This is a genomic window from Streptomyces sp. NBC_00075, assembly GCF_045041225.1.
Classification (GTDB): domain Bacteria; phylum Actinomycetota; class Actinomycetes; order Streptomycetales; family Streptomycetaceae; genus Streptomyces; species Streptomyces adonidis.
The window spans coordinates 457,359-481,243 of sequence record NZ_CP108243.1; the positions used below are offsets into that span (position 1 = coordinate 457,359).

The 23,885-nt window shown below is 70.3% G+C and carries 21 protein-coding genes; 9 read left to right on the top strand and 12 right to left on the bottom strand.

Annotated elements, in window-relative coordinates; all coding sequences use genetic code 11:
- Positions 1–143: 143 nt before the first annotated feature.
- From OG787_RS02150 to OG787_RS02165, 4 genes are read right to left on the bottom strand one after another with little or no spacing between them, the layout of a single operon-like run.
- Positions 144–1,934, bottom strand: a complete 1,791-nt coding sequence (locus OG787_RS02150; protein ID WP_405534116.1) for a dipeptide ABC transporter ATP-binding protein — start codon at positions 1,932–1,934, stop codon at positions 144–146.
- The gene (locus tag OG787_RS02155) at positions 1,931–2,815 is read right to left on the bottom strand and encodes an ABC transporter permease (protein WP_369035676.1); all 885 of its coding nucleotides are present in this window, start codon (positions 2,813–2,815) and stop codon (positions 1,931–1,933) included. Before OG787_RS02155 ends, OG787_RS02150 begins: the two co-directional genes overlap by 4 nt.
- The gene (locus tag OG787_RS02160) at positions 2,812–3,771 is read right to left on the bottom strand and encodes an ABC transporter permease (protein WP_369035677.1); all 960 of its coding nucleotides are present in this window, start codon (positions 3,769–3,771) and stop codon (positions 2,812–2,814) included. The genes OG787_RS02155 and OG787_RS02160 overlap by 4 nt, the downstream gene beginning before the upstream one ends.
- A gap of 10 nt (positions 3,772–3,781) precedes the next feature.
- Positions 3,782–5,578 (bottom strand): peptide ABC transporter substrate-binding protein, encoded by a 1,797-nt coding sequence (locus OG787_RS02165; protein WP_405534117.1) that lies wholly within the window; start codon positions 5,576–5,578, stop codon positions 3,782–3,784.
- A 184-nt stretch (positions 5,579–5,762) separates the two neighbouring features.
- On the opposite strand from OG787_RS02165, the gene OG787_RS02170 reads away from it, so the two are divergent.
- The 3 genes from OG787_RS02170 to OG787_RS02180 all read left to right on the top strand — a co-directional run bounded on the left by OG787_RS02170 (position 5,763) and on the right by OG787_RS02180 (position 8,796).
- Positions 5,763–6,968, top strand: coding sequence for an ROK family protein (locus OG787_RS02170; RefSeq protein WP_369035679.1), 1,206 nt, complete (start codon positions 5,763–5,765; stop codon positions 6,966–6,968).
- A gap of 17 nt (positions 6,969–6,985) precedes the next feature.
- Complete coding sequence (locus tag OG787_RS02175; protein ID WP_405534118.1) at positions 6,986–8,509, top strand: M81 family metallopeptidase; 1,524 nt, start codon at positions 6,986–6,988, stop codon at positions 8,507–8,509.
- Between the two features lie 80 nt (positions 8,510–8,589).
- Positions 8,590–8,796 carry a hypothetical protein gene (locus OG787_RS02180; protein ID WP_235472584.1) on the top strand — a complete coding sequence of 69 codons (207 nt, stop codon included), beginning with the start codon at positions 8,590–8,592 and terminating at the stop codon, positions 8,794–8,796.
- Positions 8,797–8,896: 100 nt separating this feature from the next.
- On the opposite strand, the gene OG787_RS02185 is transcribed toward OG787_RS02180, so the two are convergent.
- The 6 genes from OG787_RS02185 to OG787_RS02210 all read right to left on the bottom strand — a co-directional run bounded on the left by OG787_RS02185 (position 8,897) and on the right by OG787_RS02210 (position 16,350).
- Positions 8,897–10,807: a DUF2264 domain-containing protein gene (locus tag OG787_RS02185; protein ID WP_405534119.1), complete on the bottom strand. Its 1,911-nt coding sequence runs from the start codon at positions 10,805–10,807 to the stop codon at positions 8,897–8,899.
- Positions 10,804–11,835, bottom strand: coding sequence for a hydroxyacid dehydrogenase (locus OG787_RS02190; RefSeq protein WP_369035682.1), 1,032 nt, complete (start codon positions 11,833–11,835; stop codon positions 10,804–10,806). Before OG787_RS02190 ends, OG787_RS02185 begins: the two co-directional genes overlap by 4 nt.
- Positions 11,836–11,900: 65 nt before the next feature.
- Positions 11,901–12,764 carry a carbohydrate ABC transporter permease gene (locus OG787_RS02195; protein ID WP_369035683.1) on the bottom strand — a complete coding sequence of 288 codons (864 nt, stop codon included), beginning with the start codon at positions 12,762–12,764 and terminating at the stop codon, positions 11,901–11,903.
- Positions 12,761–13,750 (bottom strand): carbohydrate ABC transporter permease, encoded by a 990-nt coding sequence (locus OG787_RS02200; protein ID WP_405534120.1) that lies wholly within the window; start codon positions 13,748–13,750, stop codon positions 12,761–12,763. The genes OG787_RS02195 and OG787_RS02200 overlap by 4 nt, the downstream gene beginning before the upstream one ends.
- A 47-nt stretch (positions 13,751–13,797) precedes the next feature.
- Positions 13,798–15,147 (bottom strand): ABC transporter substrate-binding protein, encoded by a 1,350-nt coding sequence (locus OG787_RS02205; protein WP_405534121.1) that lies wholly within the window; start codon positions 15,145–15,147, stop codon positions 13,798–13,800.
- A 102-nt stretch (positions 15,148–15,249) separates the two neighbouring features.
- Positions 15,250–16,350, bottom strand: a complete 1,101-nt coding sequence (locus tag OG787_RS02210) for a substrate-binding domain-containing protein (protein WP_405534122.1) — start codon at positions 16,348–16,350, stop codon at positions 15,250–15,252.
- 234 nt (positions 16,351–16,584) lie between these two features.
- On the opposite strand from OG787_RS02210, the gene OG787_RS02215 reads away from it, so the two are divergent.
- Positions 16,585–17,469 (top strand): MHYT domain-containing protein, encoded by an 885-nt coding sequence (locus tag OG787_RS02215; RefSeq protein ID WP_405534123.1) that lies wholly within the window; start codon positions 16,585–16,587, stop codon positions 17,467–17,469.
- A 137-nt stretch (positions 17,470–17,606) separates the two neighbouring features.
- Entirely contained in the window at positions 17,607–18,647 is a 1,041-nt protein-coding gene (locus tag OG787_RS02220; protein WP_405534124.1) for an LLM class flavin-dependent oxidoreductase, read from the top strand.
- A 13-nt stretch (positions 18,648–18,660) separates the two neighbouring features.
- On the opposite strand, the gene OG787_RS02225 is transcribed toward OG787_RS02220, so the two are convergent.
- Positions 18,661–19,662 (bottom strand): TauD/TfdA dioxygenase family protein, encoded by a 1,002-nt coding sequence (locus tag OG787_RS02225; RefSeq protein ID WP_369035689.1) that lies wholly within the window; start codon positions 19,660–19,662, stop codon positions 18,661–18,663.
- Positions 19,663–19,871: 209 nt separating this feature from the next.
- Between OG787_RS02225 and OG787_RS02230 the strand changes: the two genes are divergently transcribed.
- Positions 19,872–20,483 (top strand): HIT family protein, encoded by a 612-nt coding sequence (locus OG787_RS02230; protein ID WP_369035690.1) that lies wholly within the window; start codon positions 19,872–19,874, stop codon positions 20,481–20,483.
- A 6-nt stretch (positions 20,484–20,489) separates the two neighbouring features.
- Here OG787_RS02230 and OG787_RS02235 read toward each other — a convergent pair whose 3' ends face one another.
- Positions 20,490–21,278 (bottom strand): IclR family transcriptional regulator, encoded by a 789-nt coding sequence (locus OG787_RS02235; RefSeq protein ID WP_369035691.1) that lies wholly within the window; start codon positions 21,276–21,278, stop codon positions 20,490–20,492.
- A gap of 212 nt (positions 21,279–21,490) precedes the next feature.
- On the opposite strand from OG787_RS02235, the gene OG787_RS02240 reads away from it, so the two are divergent.
- From OG787_RS02240 to OG787_RS02250, 3 genes are all read left to right on the top strand, one after another.
- On the top strand, positions 21,491–22,315 hold the full coding sequence (locus OG787_RS02240; RefSeq protein WP_369035692.1) for an AraC family transcriptional regulator: 825 nt from the start codon (positions 21,491–21,493) through the stop codon (positions 22,313–22,315).
- A 335-nt stretch (positions 22,316–22,650) separates the two neighbouring features.
- The gene (locus tag OG787_RS02245; RefSeq protein WP_105968940.1) at positions 22,651–22,917 is read left to right on the top strand and encodes an acyl carrier protein; all 267 of its coding nucleotides are present in this window, start codon (positions 22,651–22,653) and stop codon (positions 22,915–22,917) included.
- Complete coding sequence (locus OG787_RS02250; protein ID WP_369035694.1) at positions 22,901–23,782, top strand: thioesterase domain-containing protein; 882 nt, start codon at positions 22,901–22,903, stop codon at positions 23,780–23,782. Before OG787_RS02245 ends, OG787_RS02250 begins: the two co-directional genes overlap by 17 nt.
- The last annotated feature ends 103 nt before the right edge of the window (positions 23,783–23,885 follow it).

A 23,885-nucleotide genomic window follows, 5' to 3' on the forward strand; every position in this document is an offset into this window, starting at 1 on the left:
GGGCGCAGGATATTCGCCACGCCGAAGCCCCGTTCCGCCGAGGACGAGGGCGGCCCGGCATTCCGTGCGACGCCGACGTTGCGGGACCGGGGCTTCGCCGATCGGACGCCGGGCGCGGCCCGCACCGGGACGCAGAGAGGTCGTCATACCAAGGTCCCCGTTCCGCCCACCGCCGACGCGGCCCGCCGTTGCATCCGACGATGGCGCTGCACCACCGGATCCGGCACCGGCACGGCCGCGATCAGGCGCCGTGTGTAGTCCGTGCCCGGGTGCAGGAGGGTCGTCTCCGTCGGGCCCTGTTCCTCGACCTGCCCCGCCCGCATCACCACCACGCGCTGTGCGAACTGCTGGACGACGGCGAGGTCGTGGGAGACGAACAGGCAGGCGAAGCCCAGTTCGTCCTGGAGTTCGGTGATGACTTCGAGGACCGTCTGCTGGACGCTCACGTCGAGGGCGCTGGTCGGTTCGTCGGCCACCAGGAGCCGTGGTTCGAGGACGAGCGCGCGGGCCAGGCTGACCCGTTGACGCTGACCGCCGGACAGCTCGCGCGGCCCGCGCCCCGCCAACTCCCTTGGCAGGCGCACCCGTTCGAGCACCTCGGCGACCCGCGCCCGGCGCTCCGCCGCCGGCATGCCCCGGCGGTGGACGCGCAACGGCTCGGCGACGCATTCGCCGACGCTCATCCGCGCGTCCAGGGACGCCACCGGGTCCTGGAGGACCACACCGACCCCGGCCAGCAGAGCGCGCCTTGCGCGTCCCCGGACCCGGCCCAGGTCGGTGCCGAAGAGCGCGACCGAGCCGGACGTCGGCGGGACGAGGCCGAGGGCGACCCGGGCGGCCGTCGACTTGCCGGAGCCCGACTCGCCGACCAGGCCCACCGTTTCGCCGGGGGCGACGGTGAGGGAGACGTCATCGAGGGCCCGTACGGTACGGCGGCCTCGGCCGAAGTGGACGGAGATGTCCCGGAGTTCGACCACGGGAGCGTCGGTGCGGACCTCGGGTGCGGGTGCGGGCGCGTCTCCCGGCTCGGCGACCGTCAGACTCTTGGGTGCGGCGCCCGGGAGCCGCTCCGGCCCATCCCCCGACTCAGCCACCGCCATCCCCTCGGAGCCAGGACCGGAGAACCGCCCCACTCCCTCCCCCGACTCGGCAACCCTGAGTCGCGGCACAGCCGACAGCAGTCGTCGCGTGTACTCGTGCGCGGGCCGCAGCAGCACCTCCTCCACCGGCCCCGTCTCGACGATCTCCCCTTGGAGCATCACGGCGACCCGGTCGGCGAAGTCCGCGACCACGCCCATGTTGTGCGTGACGAGCAGGACGCCGGTGCCGGAGTCGGCGGCCAGCGCGCGCAGGAGGTCGAGGATCTCGGCCTGGACGGTGACGTCGAGGGCGGTGGTCGGTTCGTCGGCGATGAGCAGGCCGGGTGAGTTGGCGATGGCCATGGCGATGACGACGCGTTGGCGCTGGCCGCCGGACAGCTGGAAGGGGAAGGCGGTCGCCCGCTGCTCCGGGTCGGGGATGCCTACGCGGCGCAGGAGGGCGATCGCATCGCCGGCTGCCTCCTTGGCGGAGACGGCGCGGTGGTTGCGTACGACCTCGGCGATCTGGGCGCCGATCCGAGTGAGCGGGTCGAGGGCGGTGGCGGGTTCCTGGAACACCATCGATGCCGTACGGCCGCGCAGGCGGGACAGGTCGGCCTCGCTCGCGCCCACGACGTCCACTCCCCCGATGTCGACCCGGCCCGCCGCCCGGGCGTTGCCCGACAACAGCCCCAGGGCGGCGAGCGCGACCGTCGACTTGCCGGAGCCCGACTCACCGACGAGGGCGAGGGTTTCGCCCGGGCTGACGTGCAGCGACACCTCGCGGACGGCGGGGACGTCGCCGGTCTCCGTGGTGAAGGTGACGTCCAGGTTCTCGATCTCCAGGATGTTCATCCACGCCCCTTGACGTCGAAGGCGTCGCGCAGCCCGTCGCCGATCGCGTTGAACGCGCAGACGACGAGGATGATGGCGAGGCCCGGCGGAACGATGAGCCACCAGCGGCCCGAGTACGCGGCGGTGAGGCCGGCCGACAGCATGCCGCCCCAGTCGGTCGACGGCGGTTGCACGCCGAGGCCGAGGTAGGAGACGTACGCGACGAGCAGGATCGCGTCGGCGACCTGGAAGGTGGCCGCGACGACGATCGTCGACACCGAGTTGGGCAGGATGTGCCGGGCGATGGCACGACCGTGGGTGCCGCCGATCGCGCGCAGGGTGAGGACGTAGTCCCGGTTCTTCAGGGTCAGGGTTTCCGCTCTGATCAGGCGGGACGGTACGAGCCAAGACACCAGGCCCAGGATGACGATCAGGCCCAGGGTGTCCGGAGTCGTGATCGCCGAGACGACGAGCAGGATGAACAGGGCCGGGATGGCGATGCCCGCGTCGACGACGCGCATCATCACCGCGTCGATCCAGCCGCCCGCATAGCCCGCGATCGCGCCCCACAGCGTGCCGATGACGGTGGCGAGGATCCCGGCGGCGAGGCCGACGAGGAGGGACACCTTCCCGCCGTACATCAGGCGCCCGAGTTCGTCGTGGCCGACGGCGTCCGTGCCGAGCCAATGGGAGCCGTTCGGGGCGAGGTTGACCTGGGTGAGGTCGGTGTGGGTCTGGTCGGTGGAGTAGAGGAGCGGGCCCACGAAGCAGAAGAGGAGGAACAGGACGACTACCGCCAGGCCGGCGACCGCGAGTCGGTTGCGCGCGAACCGGCGTAGCGGCAGGCGGTATCCGGCGACCGCCTCCGTCGGTGGGGTCGTCGTCTGGAGTACGGCGCTCATGCTCGGCCTGCCTTCACTCGGGGGTCGACCAGGCGCTGCACGATGTCGGCGAGCAGCGTGCCGACGACGGTCGCGACCGAGATGACGAGGACGCAGCCGAGCAGCACCGGGTAGTCGGAGGACTGGGCCGCGCTCCAGAACAGCAGCCCCATTCCTGGGTAGTTGAAGAGCTGCTCGACGACGAGGGCGCCGCCGAAGAGGACGGGTACGTAGTAGCCGAGCATCGCGACGACGGGTGTGAGGGAGTTGCGGAAGACGTGCCGGCGCAGGATCGCGCCCTGCCGTGAGCCGCCCGCCCGCGCTGTGCGGACGTAGTCCTCGGAGAGGTTCTCCAGCGTCGCGGCGCGCATGTAGCGGCTGAAGACGGCGACCATCGAGGCGGCGCCCGCGACGACCGGCAGGACCAACGCGTTGGGCTGGGAGAGGACTTGCCCGAGAGTCTCGCCCTGGGGGGCCTGGGACGGGAACCAGGGCAGCAGCTGGGTGAAGACCAGCACCAGGATCAGGCCGAGGAAGTACACGGGGGTCGCGTACGCGACGAAGCCGAGCGTGGTGATGACGTAGTCGACGGGCTTGTTGCGCCGTACCGCCTGCCACATGCCCAGTGGGATCGCGAGCAGCAGCCCGGCGAACGCGGACAGGACGGTCAGGACCAGCGTCTTCGGCAGGCGCTGTTCGATGAGCGCGGAGACGGACTCGTTGAGGGTGTACGAGGTGCCGAGGTCGCCGTGGAGCAAGGTGCCCAGGTAGTGGACGTACTGGACGGGCAGCGCCTGGTCCAGGCGCTGTTCGTGGTTGAAGGCGGCGATCTGCTGGGCGGTGGCCTGCGGGCCGAGGATCCCGCGTGCGGGACCCCCGGGCAGCGCGTGCAGGAGGCAGAAGACCACCACGGTCACGATGAGGATCACCGCGAGCGCCTGGAGGATCCGCCTGGTCAGGTAGAGGAAGGTGTCCATGCGAGGGGCCTCAGCTGGTCCACTTCCACTGGGCGGGGTGGAAGTTGGCGAGCGAGTCCTGGGAGAAGCCGCCGAGGCCGTTCTTGACGACGGAGATCTGGTAGACGGGCTCGGGCAGCCAGACCACGGGCAGGTCCTTGGCGAGGGCCGAACTGTAGTCCTGGATGGCCTGGTTGGACGTGGACGTGGTGGAGGCCGTGATCAGCTTGTCGACGTCCGGGTTGGAGTAGTTGCCGAAGTTCGAGCCGCCCTTGGTCTGGAAGAGCGAGTCGCCGGTCGGGAAGGCGTTGAAGTACCAGCTGCCCGCCGTACCGAAGAAGGACAGCTGCCACTTGCAGATGGCCTGGCTCGCGGTGCACTGCGGGGTCTGCGCCAGCACGGAGTTGACGGGCGCGGTCTTGATGGAGAACTTGATGCCGGTCTTCGCGAGGGACGACTGGATCGCGCTCATCATGTTGTCGGTCACGGTCGAACCGGACTGCGACAGCACCTGCATCTCGAACTTCGTTCCCTTGGCGACGCCTTCACCGCACTGGGTCGCTCCGGTGCCCGCGTCCGTGCAGACCATGACCCCGCCCTGCTCGCTCCAACCGTGCCCGGTGAGAAGGGACTTGGCCTCCTCCGTCGAGAAGGGGTACGGGTTGCTCTTCTGGGTGGCGGAGAGGAAGTCGGAGGACTGGGCCTGCGGGATCGGGCCGTAGCCGGGCACGGCGGTGCCGTTGAAGATGACCTTGGCGAGACCGGCCTGGTCGATGGACTTCTGGACGGCCTGGCGGGCGTACAGCTGCTTGAACACGGCTCCCATGGCGGGGTTGTTGAAGTTGTACGGCAGATAGGTGATCGCCCAGCCGGACCAGGGCTGCACGGCGTAGCCCCGGTTGGTGAAGCTGTCCTTCTGGTCGAGGTCGGTGGCCTCGATGTAGCCGTAGTCGACGCTTCCGGAGCGCAGGGCGTTCTTCTCGGCGTCCGCCGTCGTGAACGGCAGCAGGTTGACGGTGGCGATGTTCGCCTTCTCGCCGCCGTCGTACTTGGTGTTGGCGGCGAGGACGACCTTCCCGGAGGTGGCGAACGACTTGATCGAGTAGGGGCCGCTGATGGTCTTCCACAGGGCGTCACTGTCGTAGCCGGAGATGTTCTTCGCGGCCGTGTTGAGGTACGTCCACACCTGCTTGGCGCCCGCGGCGGTCCGGTCGGCGTCGGAGACGGCGGCGGAGGCAGCGGTCCTGTCCCAGGCGTGCTGCGGCAGCGGGGTGATGGCGCTCAGCTCGTTGGCCAGCATCCACTGGGAGTTGTAGGCCTGGTCGAAGGTGATCGTGAAGTGCCGGTCGTCGACGGTCTTGAACGCGGTCCAGTTGTCGGGGGCCTTGCCGGGGTTGTAGCCGGCCCACTCCGCCTTGTTGGCCTTGATGACGTTGAACCAGAACTCGACGTCCCGTGCCGTGATCGGCTTGCCGTCGCTCCAACTCCGGTCGCCGAGCGTGATGGTGACGCTCTTTCCGTCGGCCGCGAAGTCCGCGGCCGTGGCGATGGACGCCTTCTTGTTCCAGGCGATCTTCCCTGTGGAGCCGTCGTACGCGATGAGCGGTTCCCACAGGCTGGCCGCTATGGAGTTGTTGTTGGTGTTGAGGTGCGCCGCGGTGCCGATCGGCAGGATCCAGTTCGGGGTGAAGTTCGCGGGCAGGGCGTAGTTGATGGAGTCCTTCGACGCGGACGACGTGTCACTCGTGCCGGAACAGCCTGCGAGCAGCAGCGCGCTCGCCGAGACGATGACACCGGCGACGAGCGCGGTGCGAGCAGGGGACGACATGGTTCTCCTCGGATCACCGGAGATGTGAGGTGGGGTCGATGAGCCAGTCAACGACTCGCGGGTACGAAGAAACAGACGCCCCGCTGTAAAAAGCCTGTTTCTGCTGTTCTGGAAAAAGCCGGAGGGGGCGATCACCGACGTACGCTCGTCACTCGAAGCCCCGCCGTCGGAAGTTACTTCGCCCATGACCGAAAAAAGTGCCCCGCACCGAAGGACCGCCCCCGGTGTCTCCTCGCTGGCCGAGCGTGTGCTCGAACTGCTGTCCTCCGGGCAGGCGACGACCCGGACCGAGCTGGCCGATCTGCTCGGCGCCGCGCCCTCGACGATCTCCTTCACCGTCGGCCAGCTGGTGACCCACGGGCTGGTCGCGGAGCACGGCACCCGGTCCTCCACCGGCGGGCGGCCGCGGAAGGTGCTGCGGCTCGGCGGCAGCGACGGGTTCGCGGTCGCGGCGGACCTGGGCAGCAGGCATGCCCGGGTCGGGGTGGTGTTCCCCGGGGGCGGGCTCACCGATGTGTCGACGGTGCCGTTCGCCACCGCCGAGGGCCCGGAGGCGGCACTGCCCGGTCTCGCCGAGACCCTGGAGACCCTCGCCGCCCGGCACGGCCGGGAGCTGCTGCGGGGCGTCGGGCTGTGTCTGCCGGGCCCGGTGGACGTCGATTCGGGCGTCGTCACCCTCCCGGCGCGGATGCCCGGCTGGAACAGGTTCCCGGTGCGGGCCTGGCTGGAGGACCGCTTCGGCGTCCCGGCGGCGATCGAGAACGACGCCAACTGCATGGCCGTGGGCGAGCACAGCGTCCAGCCCGCCGAACGGCGCCAGTCGATCATGGTCAAGATGGGCTCCGGCATCGGCGCCGGAGTCATCGCCGACGGCCGGCTGTACCGGGGCGGCACCGGAGCGGCCGGCGAGATCACCCACGTCCGCGTCGAGAACGAGAACGGCACACCCTGTTCGTGCGGCAACACCGGCTGCCTGGAGACGGTCGCGTCGGGGGCGGCGCTGGTGCGGATCCTGCGGGAGCGGGGCGCCCGGGTCGACTCCATCGAGGACGTCGTCAAGCTGGCCACGGACGCCGACCCGGAGGCGACCGGTGCCGTGCGCCGGGCCGGCCGCTATCTCGGCACGGTCCTGTCGGCGAACGTCAACTTCTTCAACCCCGACGCCGTGTATCTCGGGGGCCTGCTGTCGACGCTGGAGCCGTTCGTGGCAGCGGTGCGAAGTCAGCTGTACGAGGGCTGCCATCCGCTGGTGACCGAGCAGCTGGTGATCGAGCGGGCGAGTCTCGGCGCCGACGCCGGACTGGTCGGCGCGGGCCAGTTCGCGCTGCAACGGGCGCTGGCGCACGCCCTGGCGGCCCTGACCGGGCCCTCCCCTTCCCCTCACTCCTGAACCCCTGCCGAGGAGCCATGCCCCAGTCCCGTACCGCCATAGCCCGTCCGGTGATCGCCGTCGCCGGGCTCGGTATCGAGTCGTCGACCTTCTCCCCCGCGCGCACCGAGGCGCCCGCCTTCCATCCGCAGCTCGGCGCGGACGTCCTCACGCGGTACCCGTTCCTGGCCCCCGGCGAGCCGTTGCGGGAGGCGGCCGAGTGGCGGGGCGCGCTGGTCGGCAAGGCGCTGCCCGGCGGGACGGTGACAGCTGCCGCGTTCGCACAGCTCTCCGACGAACTCATCGACCGGCTGCGGGAGTTGGGCCCGCTCGACGGCCTCTGGTACGACATCCACGGCGCGATGACGGTGGAAGGCGTCGACGATGCCGAGGTGGTCCTGCTGGAGCGGATCCGGGAGGTCGTCGGCCCGGATGTGATCGTGTCCACGTCCATGGATCTGCACGGCAATGTGTCGCGCGAGCTGGCTCATCAGAGCGATCTGATCACCTGCTACCGGATGGCCCCGCACGAGGACCACATGGAGACGAAGGAGCGGGCGGTACGGAACCTCGTGGACGTCCTGGTCAGCGGTGCCGCGCGGCCGGTCAAGGCCTGGATCCCGGTGCCGGTGCTGCTGGCCGGGGAGCAGACCTCGACGCGTATCGAGCCCGCCCGGAGCGTCTACGCGGCCGTCGAGGAGGTGGAGGCGGCCGACGGGGTGCTGGATGCCGCGATCTGGGTCGGATACGCGTGGGCCGACGAGCCGCGCAACCGGGCCGCGGTCGTCGTCACGGGGTCCGACGAGGCCGCCGTGTCCGCCGGTGCCGAGCGGCTGGCGCGCGGTTTCTGGGAGGCGCGGAGCAGGTTCGCGTTCGTCGCGCCGACGGGCTCGCTGGACGCGTGTCTGGACGAGGCGCTCGCGTCGGACGCCCGGCCGTACTTCATCAGCGACACCGGCGACAACCCGACGGCGGGCGGTGCGGGTGATGTGACCTGGGGGCTCGGGCGCGTCCTGGACCGGCCCGAGTTCAAGGACCCGGACGGTCCGACCGTGATCTACGCCTCCGTGCCGGGGCCCGCCGCCGTCGAGGCAGCGGTGGCGGCGGGCGTCGGGGCGGTTGTCACGGTCACCGCCGGTGCCGAGGTGGACGACCGGCATGCCGGGCCGCTCACCATGACCGGGGTCGTGCACACGGTGCGGCACGGGGACCGGGACGCCGGGACCGAGGTCGTGCTGCGGGTCGGCAGCGTGCACGTGATCCTCACGCGGCTGCGGAAGCCGTACCACCAAGAGCACGACTTCACCGACCTGGATCTTGATCCGCGCGGTGCCGATCTTGTCCTCGTCAAGATCGGCTATCTCGAACCTGAGCTGTTCGACATGGCTGTGGGGTGGAAGCTGGCGTTGACCCCCGGTGGGGTTGACCAGGATCTGGGGCGGTTGGGGCATCGGCGGATCCGGCGGCCCATGTTTCCGTTCGATGCGGAGATGGGTGCGCCGGATCTTGCGGCGAGGATCATTCCGCCGTCCGACGAGCCGCTGGGCGGGGCTGACGAATAGGGGCCTCGTGGCGGTGCGGGGTGCGCGCGGGGCGTGGGCTGTGCATGGTGGTAGGGAGTCCGGTCGAGCAAGGAGACGTCATGCCGATCAAGCGCTCTGATTCGTCCTCTCCGTCCGACGACAGCACGACCCCGGACGCCCTGCTGCACACCGGTTCCGAGCATGGGGCGTCCGCGGAGGATCTGGTGCTTGCGACGGGACGGGATGTGACTCCGCGAAGTCTGGCGTGGGCGGAGCGGAAGTTGGCGGAGGAGGGTTCTGCTGCGTTGGACAAGTTGCTGCCCTAGGGGTTCGTTGCTGGGAGCGGGTGCGTGGGGGCTGGTCGCGCAGTTCCCCGCGCCCCTAAAGGCGGGCGCGTTGTCGGACTGCGCGACTTCGACGAGCCGCCTAGTTCTGCCGCACCGCCATCGGATCGAAGGTGATCCTGGTACGCACGCCGTGCTCCGCCCAGGTCACCTCTACCGTCGTGTCCGTCACCTCGACCTCGGAGATCACCTGCTCGGGTACCAGCGGGGTCGGGTCCGCCGTGAGAGTCGCCAGAGCCACGTACAGGGACGCGCCCTCGCCCGTCAGGCGTGGGACGACGGCCCAGCGGGTGTAGGCCGTGCCCTGGGGAGCCCGGGTGTCCTCCGCCTCCGGGGTCCAGCCATACAAGCCGTGCAGGGTCGACGTCACCGGCTCCTCGGGGCCCGTCGCCCAGCCGGTGTGCGTGACTCGGGTTCCTGCCGGTGCGCCGATCACGCGGTGGACGCGGAGTTCGTGGCGGCCTCGTACGACCGTGACGCTCTCCACGCGCAGGCCCGGCACCATGGGTGGGCCCGCCGTGAAGACCGGGCGGTGCCAGGAGGCTGCCCAGCCCCAGTCGTCGCCGTGGCCCGCGCCCAGGGGGTGGATACGGCGGCGGACGCTGCCCCGGCCGGCGATCTCCACGGAGAGGTGGTTGTCGGCGATGTTGGCGGGGGCGGTCGGGCCTGAGTGGGTCGAGTAGGCCTGGCGGCCGTAGTGCGGGTCGTTCTCGGCCGCCGTCTCGCCCTCGTGCGGGCGGACGTGGTCGCTGCCGTGGTTGTGGAGTCGTACGATCCCGTCCGCCCGGGTCGACTGCACCAGCAGGCCGGGGGCGGGCAGCGACAGCACCCGGTCGTTCTCCTCCACCGGTGCCTGTTCCTCGCGGTCCGTCCACAGGGGGGCGTCCGCGGGGGCGAGCAGGGAGACGAAGGCCTTCGAGGCCCAGTACGGGGACGCCGGGCCCGAGTATGTCTGGAGGGTGGCCTGGTGGGGGCCGTGCCAGCCGAGGGTGAGCAGGCCGTCCTCAGTCAGGGCGCCCCGGTCCAGGAAGTGGCGGAGACTGCCGCTGATGAGGCGGCGGCTCGTTCCGGGGGTGAGCGGCGTGTCGCCGGTGAGGGCGCCGAGGCCGACGGCCGCCGATGCGGCGAAGCGGTACGAGAGCGAGCGGCCGAAGTGGATCGGGGCGCCGTCTCCGCCGAACATCAGCGCGAAGCCTGCGAGGTGTTCTCGCAGGCGGGGGCCGTAGCGGGCGGACAGTTCGCGGTCTTCACCCAGGTACGCGTCCAGCACCGGGTACAGGTGCAGGGCCCAGCCGTTGTAGTGGTCGAAGGCCCGGCCGTCGCCGTCCGCGTACCAGCCGTCGCCCCGGTACCAGGTCTCCATCAGATCCAGGGCTCGCTCGCGGGCCCGTGCGGTCTCTGTGTCGCCGCGTCCCACGGATTCCAGGAATCCGGCGACCGTGTACGGGAAGAGGTACCAGTTGTTCGGGGCCGGCGTGTGCCGCAGTGAGCCTCGCAGCCATTCCTCCGCGCGGTCCTGTACGGCGGAGTCGAGCCGTTTCCACAGCCAGGGCGCCGTCAGGCGCAGGCCCAGGGCAACCGAGGCCGACTCGACCATCGGCTGGCCCTGGACGTCGTGGTCGAGGATGAGCGGCCAGGATTCCGTGTCCGCGCGGCCGGGCGTGGCGGTGCCCGCCGCGAGGCCCTGGGCGTAGCGGTCGAGCCAGCCGTGCGGGTCGTCACCGTCCGCGCCCGCGACGCGGAAGGCGGCGGCGAGGAAGGTGCGGGCGTAGCCTTCGAGCCCGTCGGAGCGCACGCCCGAGCGTGACGGCACGCCGGGCAGGTCGAGCAGGGCTCCGCCGGGGGTGCTCCAGCGCCAGGCGGCGGCCAGCAGCCCGTCGGCCACGGCCTCCCAGTGGGCCCGTGTGTAGCCGGTGTGCGGGCTCGACTCGCGGTCCTCGGGCGGGAGTTCGAAGGGGATGCCGCTGCTGCTGTTGCGGGTCGTGCTGCTCATGCGAGGAAGGCCAGCCTTTCGCGTCGTACGGGATGGCGGAATCCGGCGCCGGACGCCCAGTGTTCCGTCTCGCCGACGGCGAGGTCGGCAAGGCGGCGCCACTCGTTGCCCTGGGAGCCGGCGAGGTGGGGGGTGAGGAGCGCGTCGGGGCACGTCCACAACGGGTGCTCGGGCGGCAGGACTTCGGGGTCGGTGACGTCGAGCACGGCGCGGACACGGCGCTCCCGGACCGCGTCGGTGAGGGCGTCCTGGTCCACGACGCCTCCCCGGGCGGTGTTGATGAACACGGCGCCCGGGCGCATGGAGTCGAGCAGGGCGCGGCTCACCAGGCCCCGGGTGGCGGGCAGCAGCGGGGTGTGCAGGCTGACCGTGTCGGAGTGGGCGAACAGGGCGTCCAACTCGACTCGTTCCACGCCGAGTTCGGCCGCTTCGGCGTCGGTGACGTAGGGGTCGTACAGGAGGATCTCGAAGTCGTGGGGGTGGAGCAGTTCGATGACTCGGCGGCCGACCAGGGAGGCGGAGACGATGCCCACGGTGCGGCGGTAGTTGCCGATCGTGCGGGAGGTGCGCAGCCAGTCGTCGCGGGTGCGGGTGGTGACGTAGGCCTGGGCGCGTTCCAGGACGTGTTTGCCGGTGAGCAGGATCATGGCGAGGGTGTACTCGGCGACCGGCAGGGCGTTCGCGGCGGCGGCCGACGACACCTCGATGCCGCGTTCCCAGCAGGCCTCGGTGACATGCGGGCGGACACTGCCCGCCGTGTGCACGACCGCCCGCAGCCGGGGTGCCGCCGCGAGGGCGTCGGTGTCGAGTACGGGGCAGCCCCAGCCGGTGACGAGGAGGTCGACGTCGGCGAGGATCTTGCGGGCGCGCTCGGTGCCGAAGTCGTCCAGGACCGGCAGCGGGGCGAGGTCGCAGACGGCGGCGAGGGCGTCCAGCGAGGCGGGGTCGAGGACGGCGGCCGCGGCGTCCGGGGACATGGCGAGGGCGGCGCGGGGGCGGAAGCCGGGGCCCGGCGAGGACACGGTCATTCGGGGTCGGGTACTCCTTGCTGGTCGACGACTTCGACAACTCCGGTACGAGGACCGCTACTTGCTCACTTGACCGAGCCTGCCGTCAGACCGCTGCGCCAGAAGCGTTGCAGCAGGGCGAAGGCGAGGATGAGCGGAACGACGGCGAGCAGGGAGCCCATGATCACCACGGGGTAGTACTCGGGCGACACGGAGGCCGAGCTGTTCCACTGGTACAGGCCGAGGCTGACGGGATAGAGGTCCTGGTCGGAGAGCATCACCATGGGCAGGAAGAAGTTGTTCCAGATGGCGGTGAGCTGGAAGAGGAAGACCGTGACCAGGCCGGGGCCGAGCATCCGCAGCGCCACCCGTACGTAGGTGGTGAGTTCGCCCGCTCCGTCGACGCGCGCGGCCTCCAGGACCTCGTCGGGGACATAGCCCTGGCTGAAGATCCGGCCGAGGTAGACACCGAAGGGGTTGAACAGGACGGGGATGAACACGGCCCAGTAGGTGTTGACGAGGCCGGCCTCCGAGGCCATCAGGTACAGCGGCAGCGCGAGCACCGTCTGCGGCACCATGACGGCCGCCAGGACCAGGCCGAACAGCTTCTCCTTGTGCCGGAAGCCGTACTTGTCGAAGGCGTAACCGCAGGCCACGCTCACCAGCGCACCGATCCCGGCGCCGAGGACGGCGTACAGCAGGCTGTTGCCGTACCAGCGGCTGTACAGGCCGTCGTCCATGGCGAACAGGTCGCGCAGGTTCTGTACGAAGGAGAAGTCGCCCAGCGACAGCAGGTTGCTGCTGAAGAGGGCGTCCCGGTTCTTGCCTGCGGCGAGGACCAGCCACAGGACGGGCAGCAGCGTGTAGAGGACGGAGAGCGCGACGACCACGTTGACCGTGGCCCGGCCGAGCAGGCGCGGGCGCATGAGGGTGCTGTCGCCGGTGCTCATCGGGCCGTCTCCTCGGGGGTGTTGGCGCGGCTGGTCCAGCGGGTGACGCCGTAGGACAGGGCGATCGTGCAGACGAGCAGGACGACCGAGGCGGCTGCCGCCAGGCTGTAGTTGTTGCGGGTGAAGGCGGCGTCGTAGATGTACATGCTGGGCGAGAAGCGGGAGTTGATCATCGGGGAGGACTGGCTGAGCAGCATGGGCTCGGTGAACAGTTGCAGCGCCCAGATCAGGGTGAAGATGGCCACCATGACGATCGACGTGCGGACCAGGGGTGTCTTGACCTGGAGTGCCGTACGGACCGGGCCCGCGCCGTCGACGACCGACGCCTCGATGACCTCTCGGGGTACGGCCTGGAGGGCGGCGTAGAAGACGACCATGTTGTAGCCGAGGTTGCTCCACAGGGCGATGTTCACGATCGACGGGAGCACGGTGTGGATGCCGAGGAAGTCGATGGTGATGTCGGCCTTGGCGAACAGGTCGATCACCGGGCTGATGCCGGGTGTGTAGAGGTACAGCCAGATGAGGGCGGCGATGATGCCGGGCACGGCGTGCGGCAGGAACAGACCGAGCTGGGCCCAGGCGCGCAGCCGTACGACACCGGAGTCGAGGAGCAGAGCGAGGGCGAGCGCGCCGACCACCATCAGAGGGATGTAGATCAGGCAGTACAGGGCGACCGTGCCGAGCCCGGACAGGAACGTCGGGTCGGTGAGGACGGCGGAGTAGCTGCGCAGGCCGACGAAGATCGTGCGTTCGGGGCCGAAGCCGAGGCCGGGCTGGTCGTCGCTGAAGAAACTCAGGTAGATCGCCGTGCCGACGGGGATCAGGAAGACGGTGACGAGGAGGGCGAAGAAGGGGGCCATCAGGACGGCGCACGCGGCGAGTTGACGTCGGTGGGCCCTCTTACGGGCGCGCTGGGCCGAGGCCGGGGCGGCGGTGCGCGAGACGGCGGCAGACACACGGTGCTGGGCCTGGGTGGTCGCGGTCATGGGGTGTCACCTGCCTTTCGGGCGGCGGACCGTACGGAGGTTCTGGCTCATGTGCTGTGCTGAGTGGTCGACAGGCCGAGGGCCTTCAGGTCGGGCATCGTGCCGTCCTGGGCCGCGCGCACGGAGTCGATGAGGGAGCCCTGGCCGCCGCCGACGCGGGCGAAGTTGTCCTGCATCACCCGCTGGGTGGCGGTGAAGCGGGGGCCCCAGACCCAGCCGTCGCGGATCTTGTGGGCCTCCTCCTCGAAGAGGGTGTAGATGTCCTGGCCGCCGTAGTAGGAGCGGTCGAAGGCCTCACGGCCGACGGCGACCAGTGCGGACGCGGCCGGGTACTGGCTGCTGGTGCCGCTGGAGAGACGGGCGCGCAGCGAGTCGGGGTGGGAGACCTGCCAGGCGATGAACTCCAGGGCGGCTTCCGGGTGTCGGCTGTCCTTGGTGACCGCGAAGGTCGAGCCGCCGTGGGTGCCGACGTACGGGCGGCCGGTGTCCCACTGGGGCAGCGGGGCGATCCGCCACTGCTCGGCCTGCGCGGGCCGGGCCTTCATCTGGGCTCCGGCGTCCCAGGCGCCGCTGAGCCGGGTGAGGACCAGGCCGTCGGCGATCTGCGCGTCGGACTGTCTGCTCTCGACGGCGTTCACGAAGACGAGGTCCTCGTCGATGAGGCGCTGCCAGTAGGCGGCGACGCGCCGGGTGGGGGCGTCGGCGAGGGAGACGTTCCAGGCGCCGCCCGCGGTGTCGAACCACTGGGCGCCGGCCTGCCAGGAGTAGGCGGCGAACTGGGTGCCGCCGTCCGTGGGGAAGAGCACCAGCCGTCGGCCGGGCAGCTTGCGGCGGACGGCGCGGGCCAGTTCCTCGAACTCCGCCCAGGTTCCCGGCACTTCGAAGCCGTGCTCGGCGAACAGGTCGGCGCGGTAGTGCATCACCATCGGTTCGACGTCCAACGGGACGCTGAACACGCGCTGTTCGAAGGTGGTGAGGCCGAGGGCCTGGGGCAGCAGCTTGGCGCGCAGTTCGTTGCCGACCATCGAGGTGAGGTCGCGGGCCACGCCGTCGATGGCGAAGCCGGGCACCTGCGGATATTCGATCGTGGCCACGTCGGGGGCGTTGCCCGCGCGGGCCGCGTTGCTGAGTTTGGCGTAGCCGCCCTGACCGCCGGACGGGACCTGTTGATAGTCGACCTGGATGCTGTCGTGGGTGCTGTTGAAGGCGTCCACCACCTCCTGGCTGCCGCGCAGCGCGGACCAGAAGGTGATGCGGGTGACCTTCCCGCCGTCGGCGCGCGAGGCGGAGTCCGCTCCCCCGCTGCACGCGCTCACGGCTCCTGCCAGCGGTAATGCGACCGCCGCGGCGAGCACGGAACGACGGCTTCGTCGACGGGGGTTCTGTCGACCAGGCATGGGTGCCTCCCGTCCTGTTCGATCGAGATACGGGAATCCTCATCGGCCCATCAGAAACGGTCAATAGAGCGATCAGAAGAAAATAAAGCGGTCAAACGATCGCTATATGCTGCGGGTCGACCCTCGCACCTTCAGCTCCGGCAGCAGTTCGATCCGCCGCGCCGGTCCCGCTCCGCTCCCCCGCGGGTCCTTCAGCCGGTGCAGGAGCAGTTCGGCGGCGGCCCGGCCGACCTCGCCCTTGGGCGGGGACACGGCGGTGAGGGGGGTGCTGCCGAGGGCGGCCACGACATCGTCGTACGCGACGACCGAGCAGTCCTCCGGCACCCGTACGCCGTGCGCGGCCAGGTCCTGGACCAGCATCAGGGCGTCCACGTCGCCGTGCAGCACACAGGCCGTGGCGTCCAGTTCGCGCAGGACGCCGGGCAGGTCGACGGCCGGACGGTCCGCGCCGGCCGAGCGGTCGGGGCCCGCTTCGGGCGAACTGAGGGTGAGGGTCCAGGCGTCGAGTTTCGGATGGGCCCCGGCGATCTCGGTGAGGGCTGCGCGCAGGGCCCGTGCGGTGGGGCTGTCGTCGCGGGTGGCGAAGACGATCCTGCGGTGGCCGAGGGCGACGAGGTGCTCCACGGCGAGGTGGGCGCCGTACCAGTGGTCGGAGCAGACCGAGTCCAGGGCGTGCAGCGCGCTGCCGGGGCGTGGCCTGCGCTCCATCAGGACGGTCGGCACGCCCAGCCCGCACAGCCACTTCGCGTCGGCCTCCTCGTCGGCGAGGGTGCGCCAGCGCGGGGCGATCAGCACGCCCCGGGCGCCGTCCGCCAACGCCCGCTCCACCAAAGGGTGTTCGGCGCCGGCGACCTGCGGGGCGATGTGCAGGGCGATGCGTACGCCGGCCTCCTCCAGGACGGGGCGGGCGCCGTGCAGGGTCTCGTAGAGGTAGGAGTGGCGGGCGGGGACGACCAGGACGACGGTGTCGCCGTCGCCCGGTGCCGTGACGTGCTCGGGCGGGGCGTCCGGTACGGGGAGGGTGGAGCGGGCGATGCCGTGGCCACGCCTGAGTCTGCCCTCGCGGGCGAGTTCCTCCACGTCCCGGCGGACGGTGACCACCGAGACCTCCAGCTCGGCGGCGAGATCGGTGACCCGGGCGGCACCACGTGCCTGCACGGCGGCCAGGATCCGCTGCCGCCTCAGTTCGACCGGCTCGCGCATACCGTTCGCTCCATGTTCGTTTGAACGCTTTGCCGCGCAGCATAGCGATCGGCGGGCCGGACGGCGGCACCGCTACCGGAATAGGGGATTCCGACCGGGTCTCATCTTTTCCGATCGACCCTGACCTTCGGTCAAGAAAAATTCACCGAATACTCGTGGTAACTGCTTGCTTTGCTCGCACTTGAGGCGAGAATTTCCCCCCTCAACATGCTGCACCTCGGGGGGAATTGGCATATGCAAGGAACAATTGACGGATTCAGTTACGGGTTCGTCACCCCGGTGGCCGCCTACATCATGGCCTGCCTCGGGAGCGCCCTGGGTCTGCGCTGTGTGGTCAGATCACTGCTCAACCAGGAATCGTGGAAACCGGGTTGGCTGGCGCTGGGGGCGGCGGCCATCGGGTGCGGAATCTGGACCATGCATTTCATCGCGATGATCGGGTTCCAGGTCGAGGAGACCGCGGTCCGGTACGACGTCGGACTGACGGTCACCAGTCTCGCCGTGGCGATGGTCGTCGTCGGAATCGGGGTGTTCGTCGTCGGCTATCGCGGCGCCACACCCGGGACGCTCTCCGTCGCGGGCACCATCACCGGTCTCGGCGTCGCCGCGATGCACTACCTCGGCATGGCGGCGCTCCACCTCAACGGCGAGATCCACTACGACATGGTGACCGTGACGCTCTCCGTGGTGATCGCCGTCGTCGCCGCGACGGCCGCGCTGTGGGCGGCCGTCTCCATCCGGGGATTTCTGACCAGTCTCGGGGCGAGCCTGGTGATGGGGGTCGCCGTCAGCGGGATGCACTACACCGGTATGGCCGCCGTCAGCGTGCATCTGCACGACTCGGGCACCACCACCTGGGCCGGTGACTCACCGACCTCGCTGCTGCTGCCGATGCTGATCGGCCCGGCCATCTTCCTGCTGCTGGCCGCGGTCGTAGTGATGTTCGACCCGCTGCTGGTCCTGGGCGACGGCGAGTGGGGCGGGAAGGGTACCCAGCAGCAGCTCGCGCAGGACACGCGGCAGATCCCGAGGCAGCCGTCGGCCAGGCAGGGCACGGGGCAGGCGTCCCCGAGGTGGCAGCGGACCCCGACCTCGACCCGGACGGATCTTCGCCTGTAGGACACACGCCTGCGGGAGCTTGGCACGGCTCCTGCTGGCCTCCTGGTTCGGGGGCCGAGGTGACCAGGCCGCTGCCCCGGCCGCCTGGCACAATCGACGGCGTGTGAACGTCCGTACGACGATCGTTGGAGGAGCTCGTGCCGTCCCCCTCACAGCCGCTGCGCAAGCTGGGCTTTCTCACCATCGGGCTGTTCGACGGGGACGACCCACGGGCGGGTCACGAGTCGACGCTGGAGATCATCGAGCTGGGTGAGCGGCTGGGCTTCGACAGCGCCTGGCTGCGCCACCGTCATCTCCAGTACGGGATCTCCTCCCCCGTGGCCGTCCTGGCGGCGGCCTCGCAGCGCACCCGCCGGATCGAGCTGGGCACCGCCGTCATCCCGCTGGGCTGGGAGAACCCGCTGCGCCTCGCGGAGGACCTGGCGACCGTGGACATCCTGTCCGGGGGCCGGCTCAACCCGGGGATGAGTGTGGGCCCGCCGATGCACTACGACCAGGTCAAGGACGCCCTCTACCCCGACACGGCGGACGCCGAGGACTTCAGCTACGAGCGTGTCCAGCGGCTGCTGGACCTCGTACGCGGGAAGCCGGCCACCGACTTCAGCGGGGTCGAGGGGTTCGAGGTGTTCTCCGACCGGGTGCAGCCGCATTCCCCGGGGCTGGGGCGGCGGTTGTGGTACGGCGGCGGGAGTGTGCGGTCGGCGAAGTGGGCCGGTGAGCACGGGATGAACTTCCTGACCAGCAGCGTCGTGAAGGCCGAAGGGGGCGAGGGCGGCGAGGGGTCGCCGGACTTCGCCGAGATCCAGCTCGCGGGGATCCGGGCGTTCCGTGACAGTCATCCGGACGGCGAGCGGGCCCGGGTCTCCCAGGGGCTCGTCGTGATTCCCACCGACAGTGCCTCGCCCGAGCAGCGCGCGAAGTACGAGGAGTACGCGGCGAAGCGGCTGCCGCGGACCGCGACCCCGCAGGGTCCCGCGCGGCTGATGTTCGCACCGGACCTCGTCGGGACGTCCGCCGAGATCGCCGAACGCCTGTACGCGCACGTCGCGTTCCAACAGGTCGACGAGGTGGCCTTCGCGCTGCCGTTCACCTTCGACCACGAGGACTACGTCCAGATCCTCACGGACATCGCGACCCGGCTCGGCCCCGCACTGGGCTGGCAGCCGGCCGCCGGCTGATCGGCGGCAGCCTTCACCATCGCCCGGGTTCGGTGCCGGTGACCGGCTCCGACGGCCTGCCGTCGACGCCGGCCGGAATGTCGCCGGTCAGCATCACGCGGTGCATGACCCGGGGGTGGCCGAGGTGGGCGTTGTCGCTGGGGGCGAGGTGGATGGTGGCCCGGTTGTCCCAGAAGGCGACGCTGCCGGGCTCCCAGCGGAACCGGACCGTGTACTCGGGCCTGGTCGCCTGTTCGAGCAGCATCTCCAGGAGCAGACGGCTCTCCGCGCGGGAGACGTCCGTGATCTGCTCCAGGTAGTAGCCGTTGACGAACAGCACCCGCTCCCCCGTCTCCGGGTGGACCCGCACCAAGGGGTGCACCGAGGCGACCTGGTGGTCCAGCAGGTGGCGGAGGTAGGCGTCGTCGCCGGGGCGTGACTGGTAGCCGACGCCGAGCCGGTGCTCGGCCCTGAGTCCGTCCACGAACTCCCGTACGGGCGCGGAGAGTCCGGCGTACGCGGCGGCCAGGTTGGACCAGGTGGTGTCGCCTCCGTACGGCGGTACGGTCTCGGCGCGCAGGACGGTCGCGGCGGGCGGGTCGATACGGGCGCCGTGGTCGCAGTGCCAGCCGCGCAGCAGTGAGTGGCGGCGGCGCTCCAGCCATTCGGCGTGCTCCATGCCGTAGCGGCCGCCCAGTTCCAGGCGGTCGGCGGTCGTCTCGATCTCGGGGAAGTCGGGTGGGGAGGCGCTGCCGCGGCGGCCCAGGACGACCGGCTCGCCGAACCTTCGTGCGAACGCGATGTGGGTGGCGTGGTCGAGCCGCTGACCGCGGAAGAAGACCACCTTCCAGCGCAGGACGGCCGCCCTGATCTCGGCGACCGCCTTGTCGTCGAGGGGCTCGGTCAGGTCTACGCCCGAGATCTCGGCGCCGATGTGTCCGGCGACGGGCCTCACCTCCACGGCGGAGGTAGTTGTCGACCTCAACTCGTGGGCAGGCGGCTGCACTTCGCCGTTCGTGGCGTGGTCCGTCGGCATGCACGCTCCGATCGTGGGGGCTCGTCTCGGGCTGTCGGGCTCGCTTGTGAGCGTAGGCGCTCCGCTGGAGGGGCGGTTCTTCTGCTGCGGGTCCGTCGTGGCTGGTCGCGCAGTTCCCCGCGCTCCTGAAGGGGCGCCCCAGCCGGTGGAGTTCACAGGCACCGGTCGTACGACTGCCCTTACGCCACTCGGTGATGGAGACTGCTCGGGTGACCTTCGAGCCCAGTGACTTCGTTCGGCGGCTGGCTGTCGGGGAACGGCTGTCTGTGCCCGTCGAGTCGGTCGGCGGGTGGGAGACCTTTCCGTTTGAGGTGGTGGACGGGGAGTTGGTGGTCAAGCCGTTGCTGGCGCCCGTGCTCCCCGAGCCCGAGCGGGCCGGGGAGGGCGGGGCCGAGGAGTGCGTGGTCTGTCGTAAGCCCGTGGTGGAGGCGCTCTGGGCGGACGAGCACTGGCGGGTGGACGCGGTCGGCGGGGCTCGGTTGCCCGCTGTCGTGCTGCTCCAGCCGCGCGGGCACTACGACCTGGCCGATCTGCCCGCCGCCCGGTCGGCCGAGCTGGGCCCGTTGTTGCAGCGGGCCGAGCGGGCCGTCCTCGCCGTGGACGGCGTCGCCCGGGTGCACGTCAACCGATGGGGCGACGGCGGCGCCCACCTGCACTTCTGGCTGCTGGCCCGGCCCGCGGGGCTGACCCAGCTGCGCGGCACGTTCCTCCCACTGTGGGAGGAACTCCTGCCCCCGGTACCGGAGTCGGAACGGCTGTCGGCCCATCGGCGGATCGCCACGACACTGGCCGCCGCAGGCGGGACGGCGTACGTGCCGTAGGGCGGGTTACGCGCCCACCCCCGCCATCCGCCACCCCTCCGTGCGGTCGTGCTGGGAGACCGCCTCGGCCGTGGCCAGGACCAGCGGGGTCAGCCGGGACGGCTGGAGCATGCCCAGTGGGGCCACGATGCCGACCGCCGCCACCACCGTGCCGCGCGCGTTGCGCACCGGTGCCGCGATCGCCCCACGGCCCTCGCGCAGGGTGCCGCAGACCACGGCGTACCCCTCGCGTCGGGTCTTGTTGAGGCAGTTCCGCAGGGTGGTGCCGTTGGTGATCGTGGCGGCGGTGTACGCGCGCAGCGGGCCGGCACAGATCTCGTCCTGGAGCGTGGTGCCCGCGTTCGCCAGCAGGACCAGGCCCGTCGCGGTGACGTGCAGCGGGAGCCGGCGGCCGGGGTCGCCCCCATGGGCCGTGAGGCCGGGGTCGTTGGAGAGGAAGGACAGGCAGACGGTCTCCGTTCCTTCGCGCAGGGTGAGTACCGCCGCGCCGCCGCACTGTGCGTGGAGGTCCACGAGGTGCGGCTGTGCGACCTCGGCGAGGTTCGAGTAGCGGGGGGCGAGGGTCGCCGTCTCCCACAGCCTCAGGCCGATGCTGTATCCGCCTTCCTGTCCGCGTTCGAGTGCGCCCCAGCCGTGGAGCTTGTTCACGATGCGATGGACCGTGGCGACCGGAAGACCGGAGCGCCTGCTGATGTCGCTCAGCGTCAGGACGCGGTTGTCACGGTCGAAGACGCCGAGGATGCTGAGCGTCCGGTCGACAACCGAGCGCTCGGGGGCGCCGGGGTGGGTGGTCATCCCGTCTACTTCCCTTCACCTGCACATCATGTGGGGACTGTTGCCTGTGCATGAGCCGGACGTGATCCGGCAACGGGCGGCCACGCCTATCATTGATAGTTAAATAAGCCTGAAGAAAGGTCGATTCCGGAACGCTCATGGTCGATTTCGCTTCGTTACCGATTCCGGTAGTCCCCTACACCCCCGTCTGCAGACCCGGTGTCGGCATGGCCATGACCACGCTTGGCGACGTGCGCAAGAAGGTCTGCGCGGACTTCACCACCGCGCCCCACCGGCTCGACTACCACCAGATCATGCTGGTCGAGGAAGGCGGCGGAGTCTTCACGATCGACTCCACGCCCTACCCGTCCCGAGCGGGCTCCCTGCTGTGGATCCGGCCCAACCAGGTGATCCAGTTCGCGATGCCGTCGGACATGGAAGCCCGTCTCGTCATGTTCACCGAGACGTTCCCCTTGCGGCTGCGAGCGCACATGGGGATGCTCGACGACGTCCTGCGCCCCTCCCACTGGCAGCTCTCCGACGCCGAACTGGACACGTTCCGGCGGGTACTGGACCTGCTACAGGAGGAGTTCGAGCGGCCCGACGAGGGCATGGGCGAGGATCTCCTCAAGCATCTGCTGGCGGTCGCCCTGCTCCACATCGACCAGATGTGCCGCAGCCACCACAGCGACGCGGTGCACAACGGCAGCCCGGCCGGCGAGAACGGCGAACTCTTCCTGCGGTTCCGCCGCGAGCTGGAGGACTCCTACCGCAAGACCCGGCTGGTCGAGGACTACGCCGCCGCGCTCAACTGCACGCCCCGCACCCTGTCCCGGGCCTGCCGCAGTGTCGCCGGCACCACCACCAAGGACCTGATCGACGCCCGCGTCGCCCTGGAGGCGAAGCGCCTGCTGGTCCACACGGACCTGTCCGTCGGCAGCATCGCCCGCCAGCTCGGATTCACCGAAGTCACGAACTTCGGCAAGTTCTTCATACGACGTGTGAATATGACTCCGGGCGCCTTCCGGCGCGGTGCCGGACCGCAGAATGAGGGCTGACGACCACGTTACCGGCCGGAACTTCACTCGCCGGTAACCGATTCGACCTCGCGTTCTACGCCCGTAAACCACGATTTCTTTCCACTCTCCGGAAGAGCGGTTGTCCGGGATTCGACAAGCTGGCAAGACTGTGACCTGCATGCTTCGGGCGGCCACTCCCGAACGCAGCTCCTTTCATGTGGAAGCACATGTCTGGACCAGACAGACCGGATTCCTTCTGCACCTGTCTACTGACGGGTTGTTCTCTGCCGCACCCCGCGTGAAGTCAGTCACAAAAGCGCTGCCGTCCATATCGACCATTTCCGAGAACACGCCCGACGGAAGGACGACACACCATGGCCGTAGTCACCGCTCGTGAGGCCCAGGACTGGCTGATCGAGAAGATCGCCCACCGAATGGGCGTGGCGACGGGCGAGGTCTCGCCCGAGGTGTACTTCGACGAACTCGACCTCGACTCGACCGAGGCGCTCATCCTGGCCGGTGAGATGGAGAACTGGCTCGGCTTCGAGCTGAGCACCACGACCCTCTGGTACCACCCGACCGTGAAGGACCTGGCGGCCTACATAGCCGAGGAGTGCGGCCGTCGTGCGGCCACCGCGTAAGGGTCCGCCGCCGGTCGCCCGCACCTTCCGGACCGCCGTGTCCGGCGGTCCCACGGTGTACGTCGTCCATCCGGGCGCCCTCGCCGTCGAGACGTACGAGGGGCTCGCGGGCGCGCTCCCGGACGGCACCGGGCTCACCGTGCTCGACCTGGGGGCGGTCCCCGAGTACGCGGACGCGGCGCTCACCGGGGGCCGGGCCGCGACCACCGTGGAGGACCTGGCATCCCTGCTGCTGGCCGCGCTGGAGCGGTCGCGGCAGGAGAACGGCCTTACGGCGGAGGCGAGTTGGAGTCTGGCGGGCTGGTCCTTCGGCGGGGTGCTCGCACTGGCGACGACCCGGCTGATGACCGCCGCACGGCTGCCCGCGCGTCTGGTGCTGCTGGACAGCATCGCCCCGGTCGAGGAGTACAAGCAGCCCGACGACGCGCTGCGGCCGGAGCTGCTGCTCAGCTGGTTCGCCATGTATCTGGGCGCCAAGCGGGGCAGGCCGGTCGTGCTCGACCCGGACCGGCTGGCCGGGTGCGGTACGGACGACGGGCTGACCGCCGTCCTCGACGCCGCGACCGCCTCCGGGGCGCTGCTGCCCGACACCCCGCTGCCGGGTCTGCGCAAGCTCTACGACACGTACGTCGACGGCCTGTTGCGCAACAACCGGCTGACGGCACCGCACCACCCCGGATCCGCGCCGCTGCCCCTGACGCTGGTGCAGGCCGAGCGCAGCCTGGTCCCGGCCGACCCCACACTCGGCTGGCGCCCGCTCGCGCCGCACGGCCTCACCACGTACCGCTGTCCCGGCGACCACTACACGATGCTCGCCCGCACGGACTCCCTCGGCGTGATCGCACCGCTGCTCCGGGCGTCCTGACCGAGCCCGTCTCTCCCGCTTCCCCCTCTTCTCTCGTGCGTCATGCGCCGTTCCTCCGAACCGCTGCGGGGCGAATCTCCCCCGCCGTCCGACCAAGAGAGCC